Source organism: Pseudomonas sp. SWRI111, assembly GCF_014268555.1.
In the GTDB taxonomy this organism is placed as follows: Bacteria; Pseudomonadota; Gammaproteobacteria; order Pseudomonadales; family Pseudomonadaceae; genus Aquipseudomonas; species Aquipseudomonas hamedanensis.
Genome location: NZ_JABWQQ010000001.1, coordinates 371,640 through 393,591, shown reverse-complemented (window position 1 = coordinate 393,591; position 21,952 = coordinate 371,640). Strand labels below are relative to the sequence as shown.

The 21,952-nt window shown below is 53.2% G+C and carries 18 protein-coding genes; 12 read left to right on the top strand and 6 right to left on the bottom strand.

Translation table 11 applies throughout. From position 1 onward, the window contains the following. Window positions 1-10: 10 nt before the first annotated feature. Window positions 11-1,171 carry an outer membrane beta-barrel protein gene (locus tag HU755_RS01605; protein ID WP_186630354.1) on the bottom strand — a complete coding sequence of 387 codons (1,161 nt, stop codon included), beginning with the start codon at window positions 1,169-1,171 and terminating at the stop codon, window positions 11-13. Window positions 1,172-1,207: 36 nt separating this feature from the next. Further along, window positions 1,208-1,741: a transcription/translation regulatory transformer protein RfaH gene (gene rfaH, locus HU755_RS01600; protein ID WP_186630353.1), complete on the bottom strand. Its 534-nt coding sequence runs from the start codon at window positions 1,739-1,741 to the stop codon at window positions 1,208-1,210. Window positions 1,742-2,620: 879 nt separating this feature from the next. Between rfaH and HU755_RS01595 the strand changes: the two genes are divergently transcribed. From HU755_RS01595 to HU755_RS01580, 4 genes are all read left to right on the top strand, one after another. Continuing rightward, window positions 2,621-3,637, top strand: a complete 1,017-nt coding sequence (locus HU755_RS01595) for a LecA/PA-IL family lectin (protein WP_186630352.1) — start codon at window positions 2,621-2,623, stop codon at window positions 3,635-3,637. A gap of 55 nt (window positions 3,638-3,692) precedes the next feature. After that, entirely contained in the window at window positions 3,693-5,549 is a 1,857-nt protein-coding gene (locus HU755_RS01590) for a hypothetical protein (protein ID WP_186630351.1), read from the top strand. A gap of 284 nt (window positions 5,550-5,833) precedes the next feature. Next, on the top strand, window positions 5,834-5,995 hold the full coding sequence (locus tag HU755_RS27405) for a hypothetical protein (RefSeq protein ID WP_238349937.1): 162 nt from the start codon (window positions 5,834-5,836) through the stop codon (window positions 5,993-5,995). 1,174 nt (window positions 5,996-7,169) lie between these two features. Continuing rightward, window positions 7,170-8,480, top strand: coding sequence for a hypothetical protein (locus HU755_RS01580; protein WP_186630350.1), 1,311 nt, complete (start codon window positions 7,170-7,172; stop codon window positions 8,478-8,480). A gap of 523 nt (window positions 8,481-9,003) precedes the next feature. Here the strand turns inward: HU755_RS01580 and HU755_RS01575 are convergent. Further along, window positions 9,004-9,366, bottom strand: a complete 363-nt coding sequence (locus tag HU755_RS01575; protein ID WP_017135702.1) for a hypothetical protein — start codon at window positions 9,364-9,366, stop codon at window positions 9,004-9,006. An 834-nt stretch (window positions 9,367-10,200) separates the two neighbouring features. Between HU755_RS01575 and HU755_RS01570 the strand changes: the two genes are divergently transcribed. From HU755_RS01570 to HU755_RS01560, 3 genes are all read left to right on the top strand, one after another. Further along, window positions 10,201-10,524 (top strand): hypothetical protein, encoded by a 324-nt coding sequence (locus HU755_RS01570; protein WP_186630349.1) that lies wholly within the window; start codon window positions 10,201-10,203, stop codon window positions 10,522-10,524. Between the two features lie 459 nt (window positions 10,525-10,983). Beyond that, window positions 10,984-12,744, top strand: coding sequence for a hypothetical protein (locus HU755_RS01565; protein WP_186630348.1), 1,761 nt, complete (start codon window positions 10,984-10,986; stop codon window positions 12,742-12,744). Continuing rightward, window positions 12,741-14,618 carry a chemotaxis protein gene (locus HU755_RS01560; protein WP_186630347.1) on the top strand — a complete coding sequence of 626 codons (1,878 nt, stop codon included), beginning with the start codon at window positions 12,741-12,743 and terminating at the stop codon, window positions 14,616-14,618. The genes HU755_RS01565 and HU755_RS01560 overlap by 4 nt, the downstream gene beginning before the upstream one ends. Window positions 14,619-14,690: 72 nt before the next feature. On the opposite strand, the gene HU755_RS01555 is transcribed toward HU755_RS01560, so the two are convergent. After that, window positions 14,691-14,909: an MbcA/ParS/Xre antitoxin family protein gene (locus HU755_RS01555; protein ID WP_186630346.1), complete on the bottom strand. Its 219-nt coding sequence runs from the start codon at window positions 14,907-14,909 to the stop codon at window positions 14,691-14,693. Window positions 14,910-15,237: 328 nt separating this feature from the next. Beyond that, window positions 15,238-15,453 carry a hypothetical protein gene (locus HU755_RS27400; RefSeq protein WP_238349936.1) on the bottom strand — a complete coding sequence of 72 codons (216 nt, stop codon included), beginning with the start codon at window positions 15,451-15,453 and terminating at the stop codon, window positions 15,238-15,240. 276 nt (window positions 15,454-15,729) lie between these two features. Here HU755_RS27400 and HU755_RS01545 point away from each other — a divergent pair, with 276 nt between their 5' ends. Together HU755_RS01545 and HU755_RS01540 are read left to right on the top strand one after the other, a co-directional pair. Continuing rightward, complete coding sequence (locus HU755_RS01545) at window positions 15,730-16,077, top strand: hypothetical protein (protein ID WP_238349935.1); 348 nt, start codon at window positions 15,730-15,732, stop codon at window positions 16,075-16,077. A gap of 185 nt (window positions 16,078-16,262) precedes the next feature. After that, a complete protein-coding gene (locus tag HU755_RS01540) occupies window positions 16,263-16,775 on the top strand; it encodes a hypothetical protein (RefSeq protein ID WP_186630345.1) in 513 nt (170 codons plus the stop codon). A gap of 702 nt (window positions 16,776-17,477) precedes the next feature. Here HU755_RS01540 and HU755_RS27390 read toward each other — a convergent pair. Then, window positions 17,478-17,795: a hypothetical protein gene (locus HU755_RS27390; RefSeq protein ID WP_238349934.1), complete on the bottom strand. Its 318-nt coding sequence runs from the start codon at window positions 17,793-17,795 to the stop codon at window positions 17,478-17,480. Window positions 17,796-18,181: 386 nt separating this feature from the next. Between HU755_RS27390 and HU755_RS01535 the strand changes: the two genes are divergently transcribed. Genes HU755_RS01535 through HU755_RS01525 form a run of 3 tightly spaced genes read left to right on the top strand, consistent with a single transcriptional unit; the run spans window position 18,182 to window position 21,875 of the window. Continuing rightward, a complete protein-coding gene (locus HU755_RS01535; RefSeq protein ID WP_186630344.1) occupies window positions 18,182-19,372 on the top strand; it encodes a hypothetical protein in 1,191 nt (396 codons plus the stop codon). Beyond that, window positions 19,369-19,830: a three component ABC system middle component gene (locus HU755_RS01530; RefSeq protein WP_186630343.1), complete on the top strand. Its 462-nt coding sequence runs from the start codon at window positions 19,369-19,371 to the stop codon at window positions 19,828-19,830. Before HU755_RS01535 ends, HU755_RS01530 begins: the two co-directional genes overlap by 4 nt. Beyond that, entirely contained in the window at window positions 19,827-21,875 is a 2,049-nt protein-coding gene (locus HU755_RS01525) for a DUF3732 domain-containing protein (RefSeq protein WP_186630342.1), read from the top strand. Before HU755_RS01530 ends, HU755_RS01525 begins: the two co-directional genes overlap by 4 nt. Window positions 21,876-21,952 lie beyond the last annotated feature (77 nt).

Below are 21,952 nucleotides of genomic sequence, written 5' to 3'. Positions count from 1 at the left end.
CGAGACCCTCTTAAAGGCTGACGTTGAAGCTGATCTGAAACACGTTGCGGGTGAAACTTTCATTGTCGGCATCGGAATCGTTGTCGCGGTAGCGATAACCGAGTTCGATATCCAGCCAGCGGCGCATGGCGTAGATGAGCGCCAGGTTGTAATCCTGAAAGTCATCGGTGCGACTTTGTCCTTCGTAGACATACCGACCGAGTCCGGCTTGCGCCACGGTGGTAATTCGTTCGGTCCAACCGTGTCGCCATCCGACTTGGGTGAACGTCGACTTTACGGCCTCCGCACCATCGTCGCCTTCGGCAAGTGCCTGGCGAGCGACAAAGGTAAACGTCGAATACGTGCGCGGTTTCCATTGCAAATCGACTTGCCAGGTGGGGTTGTCGAGGTCGTTGGATTCGCTGCTGTCGAAGTTCTTTTTTTCATAACCGACGCGTACTTTGCCCGTCGTGCGTGCCGTGAAATCCCATACGGCACCGGCCAATACGGCGTCGGATTTACTGCTGCGCGGACTGTTCGCCTGCTGATAATCGAAGTCGGTGTGGTCATATTCCAGCAAACCTCGGGTATTGCTGCCGATGCGGTGGTACCAGGTACCCGTGACGGCGGTGGTATCGCGTTCTTTATCGTCATTGATGCCATCGGCATTGTCGTAGCGCAGTTGTGCGTAATTCGCCCCGAGCTCGATTTGATTGTCGGCACTCTTGGCGCCAAAGGTGTAAAGGCCGCCGACGCGTTTATTGTTGATTTTGTCATTGACGCCTTCGACCGCCGTCGATTCCGTGCGCTCGTACTTGCGATATTCGGCTTCGAGTTTCAAACGATGACGGTCGGTGAACTCCATGATGCTATCGGCGCGTACGCGTTGCGCTGTGTTCGAGGCATCAGACTCGTCGTGATAGATGTAGCGAGTCGGCTGCCAGATCAATCGCGTGGCGCTGTTGCGATCTTCGGCCTTGAGTTCGAAGGAGGGCGCCAGCTTGGTAATCATGGAGGACTGTTTGCGGTCCTCGAGTTCGCGAAAGTTGTCGTCATAACTTTCCGAAAATATAAAGCTCGGCGTGAAATCGAATCCGTAAACATTAATGGCTTGCGGCTCGATACTCCAGGCCATTCCCGGGTAGAAAGAGGCCATGATCAGTGCAACAGGGCAGCGTGATTTCAAGGCCATGTCATGGCTCCTGAGAAAGGCACATGAGACAAGCGGTTATTTGTAGGATTGAAAGCTTGGTTTTTGTCGTTCAATGACGCTAAGCGGCAAACAGACTGGCTGCTCGCGGTTGAGAAACTGCAGCAGGAGCAACACGCGATCGTTACCGTGCAGCGCCTGGAATACCCCCTCCAGTGGCGAGAGCGGGCCGCTTATGATTCGCAACGGCTCTCCGGGTTTGAGGCGATCGTAGACATTCGAATCCGACTCCAGGCACCGTTCGCGCAGATGCTCGATGACGTGTTCTGCCACTGCCACGGGGCCATGATTGAATTCGACGACCCGGCTGACACCTCGCGTCGAACGCAAGGGGGCCCAATTGTCCGTACGGCTAAGTTGGATGAACAGATAACCGGGGAACAACGATTCCATGACCCGCTGCCGTTTCCCGCGAATGACGCGCTCGGTAAACAGTTGAGGATGGAAGACCACGTAGTTTTGCTGCAGCAGGTTGAGGTGGGCGCGCTCATCCTGGCGAGGCTTGCATTGCAACAGGTACCAATTGGGTTGATCCGAGCTGATTGCTGGCATGCTGGTAAACTCTTTGAGGTTCGAAAGTTTATGCAGGCAGAAGCTCTATTCAGGGCTGTGAGAAGTCAATTGGCAGGGTGTGTTTTTATTATGATGTAACGCTGAAGTGTTTCAACAATGAATCACTTGTTCAGGTCGACGTGCGGCTGAACTTTTTCGAAGACAAAGCTACCGCACTGTCTGCATGTTGCAGCATTTACGTTAGGTTGCTAAGTGGTTAGCTCGGAAACTTCGGGAAGCGAGAAAAGAGCACTCGCGCCGTGTTCAGCTAGACGTTGGTAGTTATCGGCCAGTCTTCACGGTCTGTCAAACGATCCGAGTCAAAAAACACGCCATTTGTCGAGTAGGAGCCTGGCTAGCGTCTATCCTATTGTTTTTTCGTGTTTTTTATTGGCGGCCGCGTTTCTGAATTTTTCTGATCCGACTGACAAAGACCTGAACTTTACGTTTGACCTACTTCAAATTCGTTATAAGGCATGAGCCGCGGCCGCCCATCAAGGCTATAACTAACCGCCAATTCGCTTGAAGGAAGCAGAGATTCTGACCAGTCATTAGAACTGGCGCCGCAGGACTTATCGGGTGTGCACGGTTAAACACTTATCTCTTTGCAAGGCGATAAATCCATGCATCGATGACTGTTACTTTGGTGCTACTTGCGCAGCTTAAGTAACTAATGAGCTATAGGATCTTCATTGTTCAATTCTCGCGGATGGAGGCTCTGAATGGGATTTCTGACAATAATTAACAATCTGCCTGATCTGGCGATAGTGCATCTATAGTTTATCCGCGACCTGCAAAAATGAACTAAGTCGTCAGACAAGGAAAGGAGTTTCACAATGCATCGAGTTTCAAACGTTCTTGAGATCTTGGGAGGAAGTTATGCCTAAATCCGATACTTGGTCCGGGGCGGTAGATGGGAAGCTGGAGAATGGCCAGAAAACGGGCTTCATGGTCCAGAAGGGAGACACCCTTACGATCATCGCGTCAGGGTGGGTGGAACGCGGCCCCGGCAGGGCTTTTGGCCCTCAGGGGGATGAAAGCCTGGTGGGTTCATACAAGCCCGAGGGCCTGACGTGCCCAGAAGGTCTTGTCGGTGCGCTTTTGATGAAAATAGGGGCTGACTATCTCACTCCGATCAATACAGGAGTATTCCGTTGGACGGTGCCGGTCGACGGGGAGCTCACCTTCCTGATCAATGACGTAGCCGGCGACTATGACAATAACGCCGGCTCATTCAACGTAAGTGTTGAGAAGAAAGCAGCCGTTAACCCGTCGGCCGCGGATGTACTTAAATACGGCGACAAGGTTCGCCTGCTCAACGGTTATGCCGATTGGAATGGTGGTTACCTGGTTGTCCATGACCGTTCCAGAGAAGTTGGAGCCAAGCATGGCGTGGTGACCGCTGACACTCCGGAGCTGGCCGGGCCCATCGATACATGGTTGATCCGCTCAGCCACTGGCAAGGCAGATGGCTCGAGAGTCCGCAGTGGCGACGTCATCAGGCTCTTCAACCTGTATGGAGACAATCCTGCCTACAACGATACAAACGGAGCCGGCTATCTCGATACGAATGGTCACGCCTCGACACCAGAGCTCTACAACGTTTCGAGTGCGGATTTGGCAAGCCGCGGTTTTGACAAAACCGGCCACAAGACGCTGGATTGGGTAGTGCTCTTCGGCGCTGTCGGTACGCAGATCAATATCGGAGATCCGATTAACCTGCGAAACGAATACAACAATTCTCAGGGCGGATACCTGGACACTTGTGGTCATTTCGATGGGCGGAAGTTCAAAGGCTACAGTGTTTATACAAACCCATCTCCGAACAGGGCAGGTGTCGGCACGGGTAGCTGGAAATTCCTCAGAGCCAGAACATCTGGGCCAACCGCTCGCTAGACAATGGACTTGCACGACCGAACTGAAGTAGGTCTTACTTTAAAGGAGTGAATAAGTGGGTATTGAAAACAAAAAGGTTGACCTGGTTTTTTTAATCGACTCCAGTGACTCAATGAGAGATGAAGCGGCCGCGCTCAGTGAAAAACTCAATGCTGCGATCGAAGAAGCGAATAAAGCTTGTCCTTCGGATCTCCGTGTTGAGTTTCTCGGCATTGAAGGTACGTTTGCCAATTCGAAGTTTGATAAAACCGTACGCAACTACCTTACCGAAACACTCGGGGTAGATGACGGTCTGATCAAAAGCCGAAAATACGCGGCGATTGGAAATCCCGCGCAGGAAGACGTGGCACCCGCGGCCGAAGACGTCATAAAATCATATGATTGGCGCGCTGGAGCGGAAAAGAATCTGTTCGTATTGGGCGATGAAAGTCTGTACGGCGGAGAGATGGTCCTCAATGAAGAGCGCATCAAAGCCTGTGATGACGCCATCAGTGTTGCGTTGGATCACGCGGTTAAGGTTCACACTTACTTAGGAACTCCGCATCAAACTCTGCCTTATCCTACACCCGCCGATGAAAGAGCCATGATCAAGGAATACAAGCGATTGGCCTTGCGTACTGGCGGCGAACACTACATTTACACTAAGGGTATCGCTGATTTTATCCAGGTATTGAAAGATACTATTTGCGCCAGCAAAGTACCGCATGAAGATAGCGTGGACGAGAAGAAAGAAGAAGCCGATAAGCTGGAGGGTAAGGACACCCCGGATAAGCCAGACAATACTGGACCTGGGAGCAGCGGTCTCTGTGAGCAGGCTGCCGATATTGTTCGGGCGGTAAATACACTTGCGGATGTACTCAAAGGCTTGGTCGAGTCTTGCGGACCACAACGCGCAGGCGATTGCACTTGCCATGAGAAGCCGCTAGCTAAACCTCAACAAACGGGTTGCAAGTGTGAGGGAGAACCAGCCGCAAAAAAGCCTGAACCGGCGCCCCAGTCAGACTCGTTGACTCAAAAGCCGCCGGTTAGCCCTCCACCAGTACCTGCTTCCCAAGATGAGTCCACGCAAAAACAACCCGACCAACCCATTTCCCCTCCGGTAATACCAGCGTCCCCTCAATACACTGAAATCGACGAACTCTTCGCGATTGCTATCAATGAAAATAGTCAAGATGGCTCGGATATATACAGTCACGACCCACAAACCGGCAAAATCCTTAAGAAAGTCGTTGATAACAATCGCAATATCGGACAAAGCAACGCGCTTACGACTGATGGGTACTCCTATTACTTTTGGTCAAACCAGCGAAAAGCCTATCGGGAGAAAGACGGCAAGAGGGAGGAAATTCCCGGTCTGTCAGGTAAGAAAATTGATGGCATGGCATTCCGTAAAGACGACACTGGCTTTATGTTTACCGACTCTGTCAATCAGGTTTATTACTATCAGCATGACCCTGCAACATTAAATATGAAAAGGAGCGATAGTCACCGCCTGCAGGTCACACCTGGACCGGGAGAGAGCGTCGTGGCATTTGGGCGTGCCGACAGCCAGAAAGTCACCGACATGGCTTTCGACTCAGCCAATCGCGCCTATTTTATCGGCCTTCAGGGGCGCCTATGGGTTGTGGAGGACACGTCGTCAACCACTTCATGGCTAACGCGCTACTTGTTCCAGTTTGAACAATTAGAGACTGGCGCAGAAACCCAGTTCACCGGCATTACTTTTGACTCGCAAGGGTATGTTTATTTGTGTGGTCGGCAAATCAATGGAGGCGTGTCGCGAAGATTTATTGCCAAAGGTCGTCTAGAGGACAAAGGCAAGCTGACCCTGCTGTATAAAGGCGATCCGGGTGGTTATGCCAATATTACCACCCGCGCATTTCCTGATATTGCGGAGGAGGTGCTGAAATAAAGCAGTTATAGACAAAACGACGTAACTAGCCCTAAGCACCTGTTTGGTGACGATACTGTCCATATCGCCAAACAGGTGCGGCTTTCCTAGAACACAAGTGACACATATAGATACGGCATCCACTAACTGATCGAAGTTATTGGTAGCCATATAACTCAATCAAAGAGCCATTTAGTTTAGTTATATTTAATTGTTATTAGGAATGGAGGAGGGCAACTCACCCAATGACCTAGGGTTAGCTCATACTTAGCCGTCGATATATTCACCACAAAAGACAATGCATTATGGACTATGAGCGTTTGCCAAGTCCCTGGGTTATCGAGGAAGCGCGTGCTTTTTTGAGGGCCGCACAGATCCTCGAACAAGGTGCTTCAAACGGCGATTTCCAGCGCTACTGGCCAGCCGTGATGAATTCGGCGCTTGCGTCTGAGCTGCTTCTCAAGTGATTCCTTGTTGAGGCTGACCGTCGATTTCCACGGTCTGAATATGATCCTGAAGTACATTTGCGTTTGGTCGCCGGCTTACCAGGAAACAGGCATGGTCTGATCGATCTCTACAACGCTATTCCTATTGAGCTGGCAAACCAGCTGCGTGAAACGTCGGAGAGATTGGCTCCAGGCTTTCAACTGGAGAAATGGATCACGGCTAGCTCGAAGCTTTTCGTTGGCACTCGATATCCATATGAAGCCAACTCGGTTCAATCCGTTGACTTCGATGTGTTGAAGCTCGCGCCGCACCTGGATCAGTGCTAGAGAAAATGACTCGTCAACCAGTCGGTCTCAAGCTTCAAATCTGACCGCCAGAGCCCCCCAGCTCCGTATATGGCGGTTCACATAATGTATATTATGTTAAATCATATATTGCGCTACGTACCCTTGCAGTGTCACCAGCCCCCGAAAACCAGACTTTGCCTGAATTGACCATACATCCCTCGAATCAATCCGTTACGCTCCATCTCTCCTGTACCTCCTCAGCTTCACCAGCCCCGCCATCCCTGCTTGCCCGGTTTGAAAACCATAATTCAGCGGCTAGACACCCCATCCGAAATCACATCGTCTAGTTCAGCCAAAGCTCTCGATCTACGGTAGAAATTGAAGCTTCACTCAACTGAGCCGACGATTGCCCAAGTTTAGTCTTCTCCTGTCATGCCTGTGCTTTGCACGACGATCGGCACCATCGCGTAAGCCAGCGCTCGAGTCAGCCCCAAGCCTATTCACCATTGATCCCCGCACCTCAAGCGGTCTAGATCTGATTCCGCATCTGTCAGCATCCTTCGGCGTCTACAATTTACATCCATGCGCTGGCACTCCACGGCCAAGTTCTGGCAGCTATGCAGCTTGGGCCAGGCTGCCAGATTAGAACGCCTACAGGCAGCCGCAGCCGGTGATCTGACCACGTTGAGTTCCTAGTGGTCTCAGGGTGTTTTACGGCCGCCGCCATGATTAAGGCTTTCCTTCAACAGTCGCTCAACCCGCGGCTGAGGAGCTTTGCGCCATGATGAAGTCAGCGCGGACATCGATTAAGAACCCGGCGCGCAAACCACGCCCTAAGCTGGCGCCGAGCCCGCCGTCCGAATCGCCAGCGTCAGGGCCAGGGCCAGCCGAGCCGACGGATTCCTTCGTGCCGTATCCGCTGTTCCCGCCGATTGTGCTCCTAACCGACCACCAAGGCCTGGAACGCCCCATCAATAATGACGTCCGCGCACGGCTCGACACCCTAGACCCCGCACTGGAGGCATTTCAAACGTGGCGCCTCGGGATCAACTTCCTCGCCAAGCAATGCCAACGGCCTGAGTTCAGCCCAAGGCACTACAAGATCGTGTGCCCAGTGCTTGAGACGATGATGCATTGGAGCTGGTCTATTCGGCACAAGCCGTTCCTGGAGTGGCAAGAAACGGATGCCAGGGAGTTCATGCGCTTCGTCATGCGTCTGCCCAACTCATGGATTTCGAAGACTGGCGGGACGCGCTACTTGCTGAAGACCAAGACAGAATTCGCGGTCAAGCCAATTAATAACAACTGGCGGCCGATAGTCAGAAAGCAGCTGGCAGACATTTCCGCCTCAACGTCGACATCCACTCCAGGGACAGGGTCAGATTTCGCACTTGGAACCGTTCAGCACCGAACTATGTTCCTGCGTAGTGGGAGGGATTTTTTCAACTACCTATATGCACTGCGAACCACAACCCCGATGAATCCCTTCGATGCTCTGAAATCGCGAGATTTCGAGGTTCGCCAGGTGAAAACCCGGACGATATTCACGCCCGCGCAACTGTCAGATTTGATGTCGACGGCTACTTCGTTGGCCCAGAGCGATAAACAATGGGAGTCATGGCTTCTCGTCGCAGCCATGGCCATCTATTCTGACGTCCCTCTGCGCGCGTTGGGGTCATCATCGGCGCTGAGATTGACCTTCTCAAGCTTCAAAGCCGGCGAGGCCGACGATCAAAAGGCAGGATCAAGTCAGACTTCACCAGGATGGTTTGAAAGCCCTCACTACCCTCGCCTGCGCTATCCGCTGGCTCCTCCGTTCGCTGCCTATTTCCGGCGTTATGCCAAGTTCAGGCATAGCCAGAATTCCGATGTTTCCCCGCAAAGCCTGCTGCTGCCGTTAATGGATGGTACCGGCGGTTACTCGGGCCACACCCTGGTCGACCTATTCTGCAGGTTCACGACCACCATTTTGACGCGACTGCAGCAAAGTCCGCTCGCAGGGAGCTCCCCTTGGCGCAGTTGCGATCACTTGCAGCCCGGGGCATCGGTCACGTTCCTTGAGCTGAGGAAGTCAGCCAGGGCGGCTGGCTGGGTGCCGAGCGCGGTGAGTATCGATGAGCCACATCATGACGAGAGTGTTTGGCCAGATCTTGGAATCTGCAAAAATCTGCCGGCGGGTCAGTGGCTGCATCGGCATGGAGGTGGGCCGTCTCTCTGACTGCGAGCATGCACCACCGGCACAATCCAGACCTAGGAGAACCAAGCTCCGCATGGCTGATGTAATCAAGCCTGACTTCGTCGGGGTCTTGGCCCTGAGGCTCCATCCTCATGTCTGCGCCAAGATTGCAACCGCCCTCCCCGGCATTAATGACAGCTTGAGATGCCGCGTCTCGGTAACTGCATCCGACTTAGTAGCTCACGCAGCTTCAGCAAAAAATCCCCGCGCCTCGGTTGCACGCCGAAGCAATCTAGAATGCCTCACGTTGAGCTCAATGAGATCAGCTTGCTAGGTCGCTCAGGTGGCATCCCTTTCAATGCCTCCTTGGCGTGAAGCCATGGATACGCACTGTGCTGTAGTGAGATCCAAAGTCAGAATTGGCGAAGTTTATGGGGCTACTTGGAAGGGCCTCTGAGCTGATTTTTGAGGGTTTGGCGCAGACTATTGGCAAGGAGCGGAGATTTTATTACATCCCTGTGCGCCATCCATGGCTGTTTTGAGTTGGGCTCGATGTTAGCCAAACCTATTTAGGGTATTTTTTTATTTCACTTGATAGCCACTGCTCCAATTTAGCGAGCGTAAGTCCGTCCGAGAATGAGTCGCTTTTATTTGACCGTGACAATTCCCAAGAGTGGAGCCGTTTAGCAATCCAATTCATAGCGCGCTCGATTGTAGCGGGAACCCGATGCCCAGGGAGAGTACGAGCTCCTACCGGATGTTTCAGATTCCTGCCTAATGTCACTTTGAACCATTTGATTTCGCGGGATGCCGGATCAAACCCTAAAGTCATCGTCGGGCGGCCCAGTTTGATAGAGTGGTCATCATTGTACAACATGACGTCCAGTGTAAAGGCATCGACTACGGGTCTGGTATCGGCGATTTTCATAGCCACCTCCATATAAAATAGTAGATATCGGCTATGGCAGCGTAGAGTTCCATGACACTTTGTCAAAAGTGAAGCTGCAACAGGTCTCTGATATTTTACCTTTATCTCTGCTGAGATATTTCGGAGAGATCAGGCTACGCATAGCTTCCCCTCAGAAAATTAGGAACGGGTATTCTATATATTGAGACCATTCCTCTAGGCAAAGCCAAAGCCTTTAGCTCGAAGCTTTCAGCCTAGGGCTGCGCAGAGTTTCTCGTTTTACGCTTTTGAGACGTGCAGTTTTAAGCAGCTATTATGGCTTTTATTGTTACGTCTTCGCATCGCCCGCTAAGCGTCAATTTATGTTTAATAAGCGGCAAAATTTGAGTGCATTTGTCGACGAGCGGTAGCCGGGCTGACTCGCCAATGCGCAGGCTCGAATGGCAAGGCCCTGCAGATGGTGAAGGCGCTATATGAGCGAGATATGGGTTCAAGGGTGAGGTGTATCCTCGGCACTTCTGCTCAGCCAATCCTCTCAAGCATGCTTGATATGAGACAAACCTTCGCTCCCTAGCATGCCGGATTCTCTAATTGCGTCACCGCGTGCTCCATAGGGATTATAAATAAAAACAGATTCCCATGAAGAGTCGTCACGTCTAGAGTCAGTCTAACAAAGAGAAAGCAGAAAAGTGTCCGTCATCAATTTAACTGCCCCAGCACCTAGAACCAAAACCAAAAGGTGGTTTAGCAGAAGACGTTTGCCCACCGCTCATAAACAGCTTGTAAGCCTCAGTCAGTTCCAAGCGATAGGTTGTTTTTTCACTTTGGTAGACTCTATGGCTAAAGGTTCTTGCGATGTGTGCATTTGACAGAGAAGTCGATCAATTTTCTTTGGGCTATTTCGCTCCAATACACCTTCTGACGTCCGCGACCTGGGACGATAGAGTTCTTGCGGCTTGGTGTTTTATTGGTTCGGAGCAGAGAGCGCTTGCCAAGAAACTTGTAGCAGACGAAGCATATAACTTCTGGCCGGACACGCGGTTTTGTGATCCTGTTTGGGACGAACACGTACAAGGAAGGCTCGCCGCTATCAATGCCGGCGAGACGGTGAATGCTCAGTTCGATATCGTCGATTGTGTCGGCCAGCCTGCCCAGGATCGTCTCGAGTTTGTTCATTAGCATTAAAGGCACCTGATTCAGCTGTCATGCCATCTCCGCCACCGGAAATGATATTCGCGTGCCGCCGTTCTGAGCGCCCTCCCCGGCGAGCGATAAGACTCAGCCTTCAGCACGGCTGTTCTGAACCAAGGCACATTTAGTCGTGATCTGGGGCCGATTGTCTTCCATCCTCAACATACAGCAATGGCCTGGCGCTCTTAGCTTGCGAGGAGCTTGTGCTTGACCGCTAAGCGAATTGCATCGAGTCAGTCCTAGTCGCTTTTTGCAGGCTCATCTTGAGCTTGGCGCTCGTTTTGAGTGCGAATGATGTCTCGCGCAAAGCCCGCTTCAAAGCGGGGATTCATATGCAATTCAACCGGGCCCAGATGCTGCCCACTCGCCTCTTTCTCGCCGAGCTCGTACCATCAGGATCACGAGCTCGGCGATGCCTGAGCAATGGATTGCTTGCAAGGAGTTGAGATGACCACCCCATCGCGAGATGACATCATCGGGGCCGCGGCAAACGGCGGTCTGCTTGATCTGATTTTCAAGGACAGTTGGCGGTATGACAGCGCGCCCTTTTCCCAAGCCTTGATCGATGCTCATAACGCAAATGAGGTCGATCTTCGCGCCTTGCTGCCTCTGCCTGAATTGTCCTGGGCTGAGGGCAACGACCGGTACCACGCGACTGAAATTCTTCTGCCGGCGTTGGGCTCACTCGCTACGAGCTGTGCGGATTTGCTTGAGCTAATGGCTGGAGCAAACCCTCAAGATGACCCCATGCTCAGCCATTCCTCATACATGGTGATAATGAACTGGTGCCAGGCTTCGCAAGAGCGCCTTGTTGAGTTGCTCCACCTTATCAAAGCGGGCGCCCCGCTTACTCAGCGATTTCATTGCGTCCAAGCATGCATCAGCGCCGGCCTGAACTCCGATGCTGAGTTCTATTTGGGCCAGGCGCTAGAGTTGCTCAACAATGGAGATGCCACTCAGCGTACCCAGGCTGCCAGAGCTCTCTGTAATTTATCTGCTGAAGTACGAAGCCGTGATGCTGGTTTGGTTGATACCCTCTCCGCTGTAGTCGAGCGGGAGACCGAAACAACAGTGCGGGACGCCCTGCTCACTTTGGCGCTTGCATGGCACAAGGATGCCCCGTCGGAACTTCATCACTCAACGTACGAACTGATCACGCAAGCTGCCAGCCCTGTCACTCTGACGGCGAAACAGACGATAGCTCGTGAGCTGCTGGGCAACTCCAATCCGTACAGTGCCCAAGTCCGTCGTGATCTCCTTGCGCTTGTAGCGTCAGGTCAACCAGAGGATGAAATCATCCAGCTGTTGGATATCGTCTTGGCTGGGGTCATCAGGAACGGTGAGGTGTTGGAAGCTCGCCAGGTGATCGAAAAGTTCATCCTCGATGACCCCGGCGTCCCATTCACACGTTTCAGCTCTGTGCTACATCAACTCGAGAGCGGCGACGATTCAGTCTTGGACGAGTGGGTGGTGTCTTGGCTTCAGTCAGGGTCAGTGCGCCTCTCCACGGCGCTCAGGCGAGGCCTATTTGCAGCCAGTGAGGGTCGAATATTCACGTTTGATTTCCGCCTGGCGATGGATCTCGCAGATAGCGATTACTTGTTCATCGCGCGCAAAGCGCTTGGAGTCTTTTTCTCGAAGCCCGTTTACATGGCATCCCTGATAGTCAGCCTGATGCGTAACGCCATGGATGCAACCAAGGTGGCGTTGCAGTCCCTTCTGTTCGATCCCGTTCTGATCAACTATTCAGGCTTGCGATCGGATTATTTGGACGAGATAGCGGCTGATGCCTCCGATCCCGCTTCGCAGGCAGTCGATCAAGTATTGCTGGAGCTACAGAAGTACCTGGATGGCCTCGGAAACGCACACATCCTCGAGTTGCAACCCTCGGAGCGCGAGCGTCAGCTGGAGCATCATCGACGTAATGAAGAAATGCAAAGTCAGATGGTAGAGGCCCGCAAATCTTCATTCATAGCGAGCCTGGGCAGTGAGAAATTACTGCTCTATGGCACTGGCATGGCCAGCTGGATACCGGAAATCCCACCACCGCAGGGTATGGCCGAAGGTGAGACCGGGCCTATGCGCCGCATGGAACAGTCGCTCGCCACTATCCAACACTCCTTCCAGTTAGCGAGGCATTCGGTTCTAGAACCCTCCACGCTGGAGCTCCAGATCCTCAACTTTCTGTACGAGAAGCGATCGCAATGAAACTCGTCTTCCGTGAGTACCTCGCCTCGCTCCGCGAACGCAATGAGCTGGACGTCGTTTTGCCTGATCTCTTAAGCGAGCTCGGATTCAACGTGATCTCGCGTCCATCGACGGGGCCACGCCAGTTTGGGGTAGACGTTGCCGCTATCAGCCCCGAGGTGGGCGGCGAGCAAAAGCTTTATCTGTTCACAATCAAGCAGGGAGATTTGACCCGGGCCGAGTGGGATGCGGTACCCCAGGGAGTGCGAACCTCAATCAACGACATCATTGACGTCTACATTCCCAAGCGGATTTCTGCACAGTACGAGTCACTGAAGATCGTGATTTGCCTGTGCTTCGGCGGTAGTGTGAAAGAGGCTGTGAGGGACAACCTGACAGGCTTGATCAGCAGGCTTACCGATGAGCGAATTTCTTTTCAGGAGTGGAATGGCGATTACATGGCGGGCTTGCTCGCCGACGGATTGCTCCAGCACCAGCACGTGAGCAAGACTCTTCAGTCTCGGTTTCAGAAGTCCATAGCGATGCTTGATGAGCCTGATGTCTCTGTTCGCCATTTCACCGCGTTGATTGAAGGACTCGCGGAGGTGGATAACCTGGACGCCTCCCAGCGGCTCGCCACGCTGCGGCAAATGTATATCTGCCTCTCGGTGCTATTCGTTTGGGCGCGCACGCAGGAGAACCTCGAGGCCCCCTACCGAGCCAGTGAACTGGTCATTCTGCGAGCTTGGGAGCTGGTCAAAGCTGACATTGAGGCTGCGTCGATCGGACATACTCGGATTGGGTTGACCTTCAGCGAGCTACTGGATCTGCACACTAAGATATGGGCGGAGCTAATGGAGGTTAAGATCTTACCACTGGCAGCCAGGCGCGATGCGCTGGCCAGCTCCGTGAACTCTCACAGCGCGGTGGACATCAACCTTAAGCTGTTTGAGATACTGGGACGTATCGCGGTCAGGGGTCTATGGGTTTTGTGGCCTCATTTGGACGCTGATGGGATACGCGTACTTGGCGCCTCCGAGGTGCCAGAGGAAGCATCCAGACTCGCCCGGCATATTGTCGAGCTCATCAATAACAATCGGGCGTTATTCTCACCTGTTGCCGATGAGCAGGTGATCGAGGTCAGTTGTGCTTTGATGTTCCTGTCGATGATGAGTGACTGGCGCAGTCATGCGCAGGATTACTGCGATGAGCTTTTGACCCACTACGAATTCAATTTCACAAGGCATTATCAATACCCCACTATCCACGGGAGCTATCAGGAACTGATACGTCATCCCGAGGCCAGGACAAAAGAATATCGGGCGCAGCATACGAAGGGCAGCGCTCTGATTCCGATCACACTGCTCTGGGCCACCTTGAATGGCGAAACGGAGGCTAGTGCACAATTCGCTCAATTCATACGAAGCGAGATGAAACATTGCAATCAGCAGCTCTGGATGCCGGGGCCTGAGACTGAGGCCGCCCTGTATCGCAGCAATCCATCGCACGGCTTAGCGCTGTGTGACATACCCATCACGGCTGACGGCGCTGCAGCTAGGAATATTCTTTTGAAAGAGTGTTCTGAAGAAGGACACTACACCGGCTTGTCTGCTATACGCCTAGACCATTGGCCGGTCTTCGTAATGGCATGCCGTAACAGTCGGCTTCCCCTGCCGCCACAGCTCTGGTTACCACTGGTGATCAGGGAGGATCTTGCCCCACACCCTGTTTCAGATAACTGTCTGTCTCGTATCGCCACCGTCCGCGCTCACTCGGCCTACTGGTCTGCGCGCCGGGCGGGCGCAGACCTTAGATCAGGCGGAGATTCTGTGATTAATTTCGATTCGATACCGACTTGGGAAGCTGATTCCGGGGAGTGGCCGGGCCAGCCCTGAACGCCGACTCATGCCATGGACGCACCCGAACCGACAGCGGGATCGAGGGCTAGAGGGCGCACCGCATGTTACTCACGCAACAAACCCATGCTCCAAGCGCCTGATAAACTCGATAACCGTGTCAGTCTCTAGTCTAGTCGTGACCATACCGGCAGGAGCCTTGCCGCCAAAGGCTTGCAACGGACGTGACATCCAGCGCGTGGCTGCATCACAATCGCCGTTATACAGGCTCTTTGCGGCGTTTAGTACTTCCAGGTAACGGTCGTTTTGATCGGGTGACAAGGTGCTCATGAGTACGCTCCTTCTGCGGTCTGATCCTAGACTACACCATCGCCATCCGCTCAATGTCTCCCCCTTATAGGCGAGCCTGGTGCCAGTTTCAGGCGTGCCTATTACTAAGATCCCGGCAGGTGGTTATGTTGGCCTGAGGCCGGCGTCTCAGAAAATGTGTAAACCAGTTTCTTGACGTGTAAAGCTGGGTGGTTTACACATCAAAAAATTGGTTTACACACCGGGTCAAGGGCGGTTTCAAGCGAGATCTCACTTCTCTCCCGGATTCGCTCCCCGTATCCCACTGCGTATCAGCACGCGTTGACTCAAGTCCACAACACCCTTGTCGTCATTCGCCTGCTCGCTGCAATTGCTCAGCAAACAGAGGCATATAAAGCTCAGACTCGGCTATTTGCCACCAAACCTTATTCTCGTCCTTGTCGGTGAAGGCCAGCAGATCGTGCGCCAGGAAGGTCTCAAAGCCCGCCCTCGCGACCTTATCTTGGGCGGTGAACTCGTAAAGCCCTGCTTGGACAAGTAGCTTTTTGACGATCAGCGGCAGCAACTAGGCGGAGAAAATGAGGTGGTTATGGCGAGGCCAGATGCTTCCCTTCTCACCATTTGCGGGGCCATGAGCTGCCGCGTTACGAGCGGCACAGAAATCGTGAACCCAGGCGTCGAGCGGCGATTTACGTACTTGTCCCAGTGCTTGCACCACCACTAATGGGCTCCGAAGGCCTTTGGTGCGCTCAAATACCGACTTATCGAAACGGCAACCTTGAAAGATGGGCCTTTTGCCACCAGCTAAGGATTGCCCCAATATCCGGGTATAGGAAAGCGAATGATCATGCCAGTATTAACTCGTGAAGACCTGCAGTACAAATATGAATGGAAGGCTAGCAACGGCGATAATCCCAAGCTGATTCACGACGATGGAAATCATCTCAGCCGGAATGAGGGGTATGAGATGCAGCGTTTTCTGAACCAAATCGGGATGTCTGACGACGGTACTGAATTCCTGTACGGGAGCGGAACTGACATTAAAAAAACGGCAAGGCAGCGAATTGAATGGATGGTCAAGGAGCATTTGAAGTCCACTTCTCCTGGGCGTGGAACAGTACTCGCGTGGGTTAACGCGAACTGGAACAAGCTGGCCACTGACTTTGCACCGCTCAAACCGAAGAAGTGAAAGAGCGCCGGCGCTAGTATCGGCGCCGGCTTCTCGGGCAACGCGCGCTATCGCTTCACTTTCTCTAGCGAGCACTGTATTTGATTGCGTGCCAATTGGCTCCAAAGGCATTCTAAAGAAGTATGCAGACCCCCGTCGATGGTTTATATGCGTACAGTCTAAATAAAATGTCCAGGAGGCTGAAAATGTCCGTCAGCAATATACATGCTCCACCCACCAAAACTAGAACGAGAACTAAAACGTGGTTCAGCAGGAATCGTCTGCCCACCGCCCACAAACGTCTCGTAAGTCTCAGCCAATTCCAGGCGATAGGCTGGTTCTTTACGGCGGTAGATTCTATGGCCAAAGGTTCCTACCTAGACCAGTTAAATGCGATGTTGGCTTTCAATCAAGAAGTCGATCAATTGTGTTTAGGGAATTTTGCTGCGATACATCTACTGACCTCCGCAACTTGGAACGATAGAATACTTGCCGCTTGGTGTTTGGTTGGTGCGGAACAGCGAGCGTTGGCCAAGCAGTTTGTGGAAGACGAGGCACACAACTTTTGGCCGGACACGCAATTCTGTAATCCTGGTTGGGACGAATATGTTCAAGCGAGGCTGGCCGCTATCAACGCAGGCGAGACGCAACCCTCTGAGTTTGATATCGTCAGTTTTGTTGGTCAGCCTGCCCGTCACCGCCTTGCTTTTGCGCAGTAGCAAAAAATGCCAGTGATGTAGCTGGCATGTAGCTCCTCTTGGTAATAGGCCGCCGTTCTGACTGCCCTACCCGGCGTCGTTGAGGTAGCGTATTAACTGTCAGGCTCGGGTATCTGCGCAGCCCAAGCCCATCCGCGCCAGTTCAGCCAGTAGCTCTTCGCGCCCATGCAGACTCGCTACGCTACGCAGCCCGCTTATCACTTGCTCCGACCAACCTGAGGCTTTCATCCCTCACACTGATTGAGCATCAGGTAGGATTTCGCAAGGAGACATACCAGCCCTCGTATTGGTTCGTCCTCTGGCAACCAGTCTGGGCTACCTTCATTCCACCAGGTGGGGCCCTCTCACCCAAGGCAGGGATAGCAATCAGGGGCCTCATGAAATACCAAGACGCCTGCTTTACCGTGATACAAGGTCTGCTGCCAACCTTACCAAGACACGCTACTCATGAAAGAGCTAAGGACAGCCGCTGAAGTCCTTGAGCGCCTCAGCCATAACCAGGATGCATTACGCGCCGCCGTCGAAGAGCTAGCCAAATGGGTTGGTGATCGAGGAGCAAGCAGTGTGGTAGGAAATGTGAATGGTGCTCTGACGACTCTCGACGACAACATCGACGCCGTGCGACAAGGCATCGCGGAACTAGTAGCGGCGAGCGTCAAGCAATAGGTGGGTTCAAAATCTTTGTCTCTGCGCGCTTGATCGCTACGGCTCGGGCAATGAACGGTACCACTCAGCATAGGGCGTGTTAACAGCCTTGTGGCGGTTGTAGTCCGGGCTGCCGTCACTCCACCATACCGGGCCCCTCTCCCCTAGTGCCCTTTTCGCCTGATCTACTTCTGCTCGAGCGGTGCGCAACTGATTTGCATGATTTGTTGCCTTCGCTACTTTGACGGCTCTCCGCGCCTCCATCAGCACCTGCACCAGTTGCTGGCGCTGGTCATCAGATAGCGCGGGATTGCTGCAGCGCCATAACTGACCTTTGACAACGAAGTAGCGACCGTCTGGTGTCGTATGGGGCATCAAGCAGATCTCGTGAGCTGATACTTCAAAGACATCACAGACGACTCACAAGCTGCACCGGAGAGATACACGGCAAGACACGAGCACGATCGACATCATTTATCTGGGCCCACAGGACTTGACTGGCGTATAGGTAGTTTGGGATTTGCCCCATCGCTCGCTGCGCATGACCTGCCGCCCCTGTCCAAGGATGTCCGAGTGCACAGTGCTAACTTGGCGTGTTGCAATGGCCGAACAGGCAGCTCAATCAGGATCCAAAATGGCCATCTGCCACAGGTCACGGTAATATGCATGAGCCGCCGCGCAGTAGCCTCGGATTCACCATCCCCCGAACGTCCTCATGGCAACAATAATGAGGTGTGCTTCGGGCACCCGCTAGGTTAGCCATGCAGTCAACAATCGATTTTGAAGCCCGAAAGCTCTTCGAAGCCATCAAGTACCAGATCCACGTCGCCATCGAGTACTGTCACAAGCTCGAAGATGATCAATCCCTCTGGATCGAGGTATTTGGCGATGTTGCCGTCGATCGGGAGGGCGCTGTAGAGGTCAAGATGTGGGAAGACGACCTCACCGACGGGCATACCAATTTCTGGAATACTCTGCATAACTGGCTCAAGCCGGCGTTCGATCATGAGCGGTTTGAGGAGTTAGTCCTACTTACGACGCAAAGCTTCGGCAGTCGATCAACGCTTAGTCGATGGAACGAGAGCGACCCTTCCCAACGCCTAGGTCTGCTCACCTCCATCAATGCGGCGATAGGCAAGCGCAAGTCACGTAAGCAGGAGTCGGAGCTGCCCTCTGATGGCGCTAGTCCCAAGCAAGGTAAGCTCACTTCGCAACGCAAAGCTGTCTTAAGCACGGAGATGCGGGAGTCACTCCTCGCCGTTATCCCCAAGATTCGGATTCTGCCAGAGCAGCAAAACCTGGCCGCCCTTATCGCCGCGTACAAAAAAGAGAAACTGGGCGGCATCAACCCGAACCGGAAAGATGATTACGTCAATGACCTGTTCGGCTTCATGATGGACGCCAGCCGTATCGCCCAGGGCTGGGAAATCAAGGGGCGCGAGTTCAACGGCAAGCTCCAAGAGCTTACCAAGCGGCACATGGTGGGCCCGGTGACCTTCCCCGCTATCAACACCGAGCTAATCAGCCGTCAGGCAGCTGAGCCTCACATGCGAAGCCGGCGGTTTGCCCGCAAGCTGAGCGAGATCGGAGCGGAGAAACATTTATCACGCGCCACCCTGAACTTGCTTGAGGCGCACGAGCACGTCTCCGGGATGATCCGGGACTGCTCTGTTAGCCCAGAAGATATTTCACGTTACCAAGATAATCATCACGAGGCCGCTTTTTGGGCGAGAGATTCGGCCATGGAAAAACTTGACACACATTCAGACAGGTCGACCAAGCTGGCGGCTTCCCGCCTTTTTTTCTCGGAGAGCTGCGCCGCGCCAGTTACTCCCCTGTGTAGTTTCCAGGACACTCCTCAAACCTTCCGAAACGGCATCTATCACTTGCTGGCGGATGAGGAGCCTGGCACCCGAAATGAAGAATTTCATTGGAGGCTATGGGACGAATGAATGCACGCCCATTCGACCATCTTTACACGCTGCAGCGATCGCCCCTCGCGCTGGCGCCCGTCATCTACCAGTTTTACAACCACAGAGAGACTACTGAACAGGATGTGCTGCTGAGCTACCTCATTCTCCCGCTGGTGCTGTATCCACCTACTCAAGATTTTCTCCACAAGGCCAAGAGCACCAGCTCGCTGCGAACCATGTGCGAAAAGCGCGAGAGGTTGGCCGGGCTGGTCGAGAGAGTCCAGCAAATGAAGTCACTGACTAACGAGTGCCTACTGATCCTGTCCGCCGAGGGATGCATCGGCTTCGACCAGCGGTTGGGAGTGACCTTACATGATGAGAACAGAGCAGAGAATGCTAATCCAAGGATCATGAAGGCGGCTGAGCGCCTGGCTATCATCTTTGGGACAGAGCATATCGTTACGATTTACAGGATGTTAGGGCTCAAATCACTATGAATTGTTTTCTGCGTTACATCGGCGTGGTGGATACTCACAACCAGCTGCATCACGTCCCTTTTGAGCGTGGGCTGAACATCATCACTGGCGCATCCTCCACGGGTAAAAGCGCGATCTTGGAAATTTTCGATTTTTGCCTTGGTGCGAGTGAAAATACCATACCCGTGGGACGCATCACCGAACGGGCCAAGATCTACCTCATCGCGCTTGAGTTCCCGAGCCATCTACTGGTGGCGGCCCGAACCAGTTCGGATGGTGGCTGCTACCTCACGGAATGGCCAGGTACTCATCAAGCTTTGCTCGAAGCGTTACAGGAAACCCCAGAACGGTTCACCGAGGAGCGCCATCAGTATCCTGAGGCACGCTTCAAGAAAGAACTCGGCCGATATTTCAACATTACCCTCAAGAACGTGGATGAGGAGGCGTGGAGGCTGAATGTTCCCGGGGCGAAATTGCCCACGCCTTCAATTCGCACATTTGCAAGCTTCATGCTCCAACACCAAAATTTGGTGGCCAACAAGCATGCCGTCTTTTATCGGTTCGATGAGAAGGAAAAGCGTGAGCAAGCCATCGCGCATTTCAAAATCCTGATGGGGCTCGTGCATGAAGACTATTTTGACAAAGTCAAAGAGCTGAATGTCGCCGAGGATGCGCTCAAGAAAATCCAGAATCAGATTCCTCGAGAAGCGAAGAAAAAGACAGAGGTTGTCGAACACTACCAGCACCTCCTTGATACCTACGATGCCCTGGCAGGTCATCCGCTCACCAACGCCACGGCAGATGAGCTCTACGCCAAACCCCAAAAGTATCTAGAAGAAATTTCCCAGCGCGCGGTGCGAATTAATTTCCAGTCGGACTCGATTGAGGCAAAACGTCAGGCGCACGAGGATGCCGCTGCCGTGATCTTGCCGAAGAAAAGGGCAGCTACTCGACAACTTGCTCAGGTGCGTGAATCGATAACATCTGCGAAGAGTTTGACCAAGGCTATGCGGGCGGACGGGACGCCGAAATCGATTCAGATCTCACATACCCACTGCCCGATGTGTGATTCTCACACCGATCTACCCGCTGTAGCGGCAGGTAAGCTCTTCGACGCCATTACCTGGCTCAATGGCGAGCTAAACCTCTCAAGCTATGCCGTAGAGAGCTACGCCGACGAAGAGCGCGCCCTCATCAAACAGATCGGTAAACTCAACGACGAGCTCGCTAAAATCCAGGCTGCCATCGCCCCCCTCGACGCCGAACTCGAAAAGCTCACGACGACCAAGAACCCCAATGAACAGGCGATCTCGGTCAAGGTGGAGCTGGAGATCGGACTGAGGAATCAAAAGCTGAAATCGGGCATTGAGCTCAGCGAACAAGAGCTCAAGCTCAGGGAAGAGGTGAAAGAGCTCAAACGGTTGATCAAGGCCTACGACGTAGAGACCAAGGTATCCGCCCTTTCTGAGAAAATTGATGCAGCGCTTGCTCGATACGGTGACAGGTTCAATTTCGAAGAAACCTACACACCCTGCAAGCTGAAATTTGACCTCACCACATTTGAGCTTTGGTACCAGCAAAGCGATGAGAAGCGGGTTTACCTGCGCTCCATGGGCAGTGGCGCGAATTGGCTTTACTCCCATCTGGCGCTCTTCATGGCGTTGCACTATCAATTTGCGCTACACCACGACCGAGACTGCAAAATCCCGCCAATTCTTTTCCTCGACCAACCTACCCAGGTGTACTTCCCGGCGCTGGATAAGCACAAAACATTCGAGGCTACGAAAGCCTCCGAGGCAGCAAACAGATCCGACAAAAAGGATGCAGATCTGGTGGCAGTGAACAACATGTTCAGTCAGCTGGCGGAGTTCTGTGTGGAAACAGAGGCAGAAACAGGCTTGATGCCACAGGTCATCGTCTCAGACCACGCAGATAATTTGGATCTTGAAGATCCCTACGACTTCAACTCATTTGTTCGTCGTCGCTGGCGAGATCGTGGATTCATCGCTGACCAGGCTCCCCCGCCAGTGGGAGACTCCGAAGGCGAGGTAAGCCAGGATACTTAATGAGGTCGACCTTAACCAGCGTGACGAACGGTCGTCGTGATATGGCATGATGACCACGCAGTGAGTGTCTCATTCAA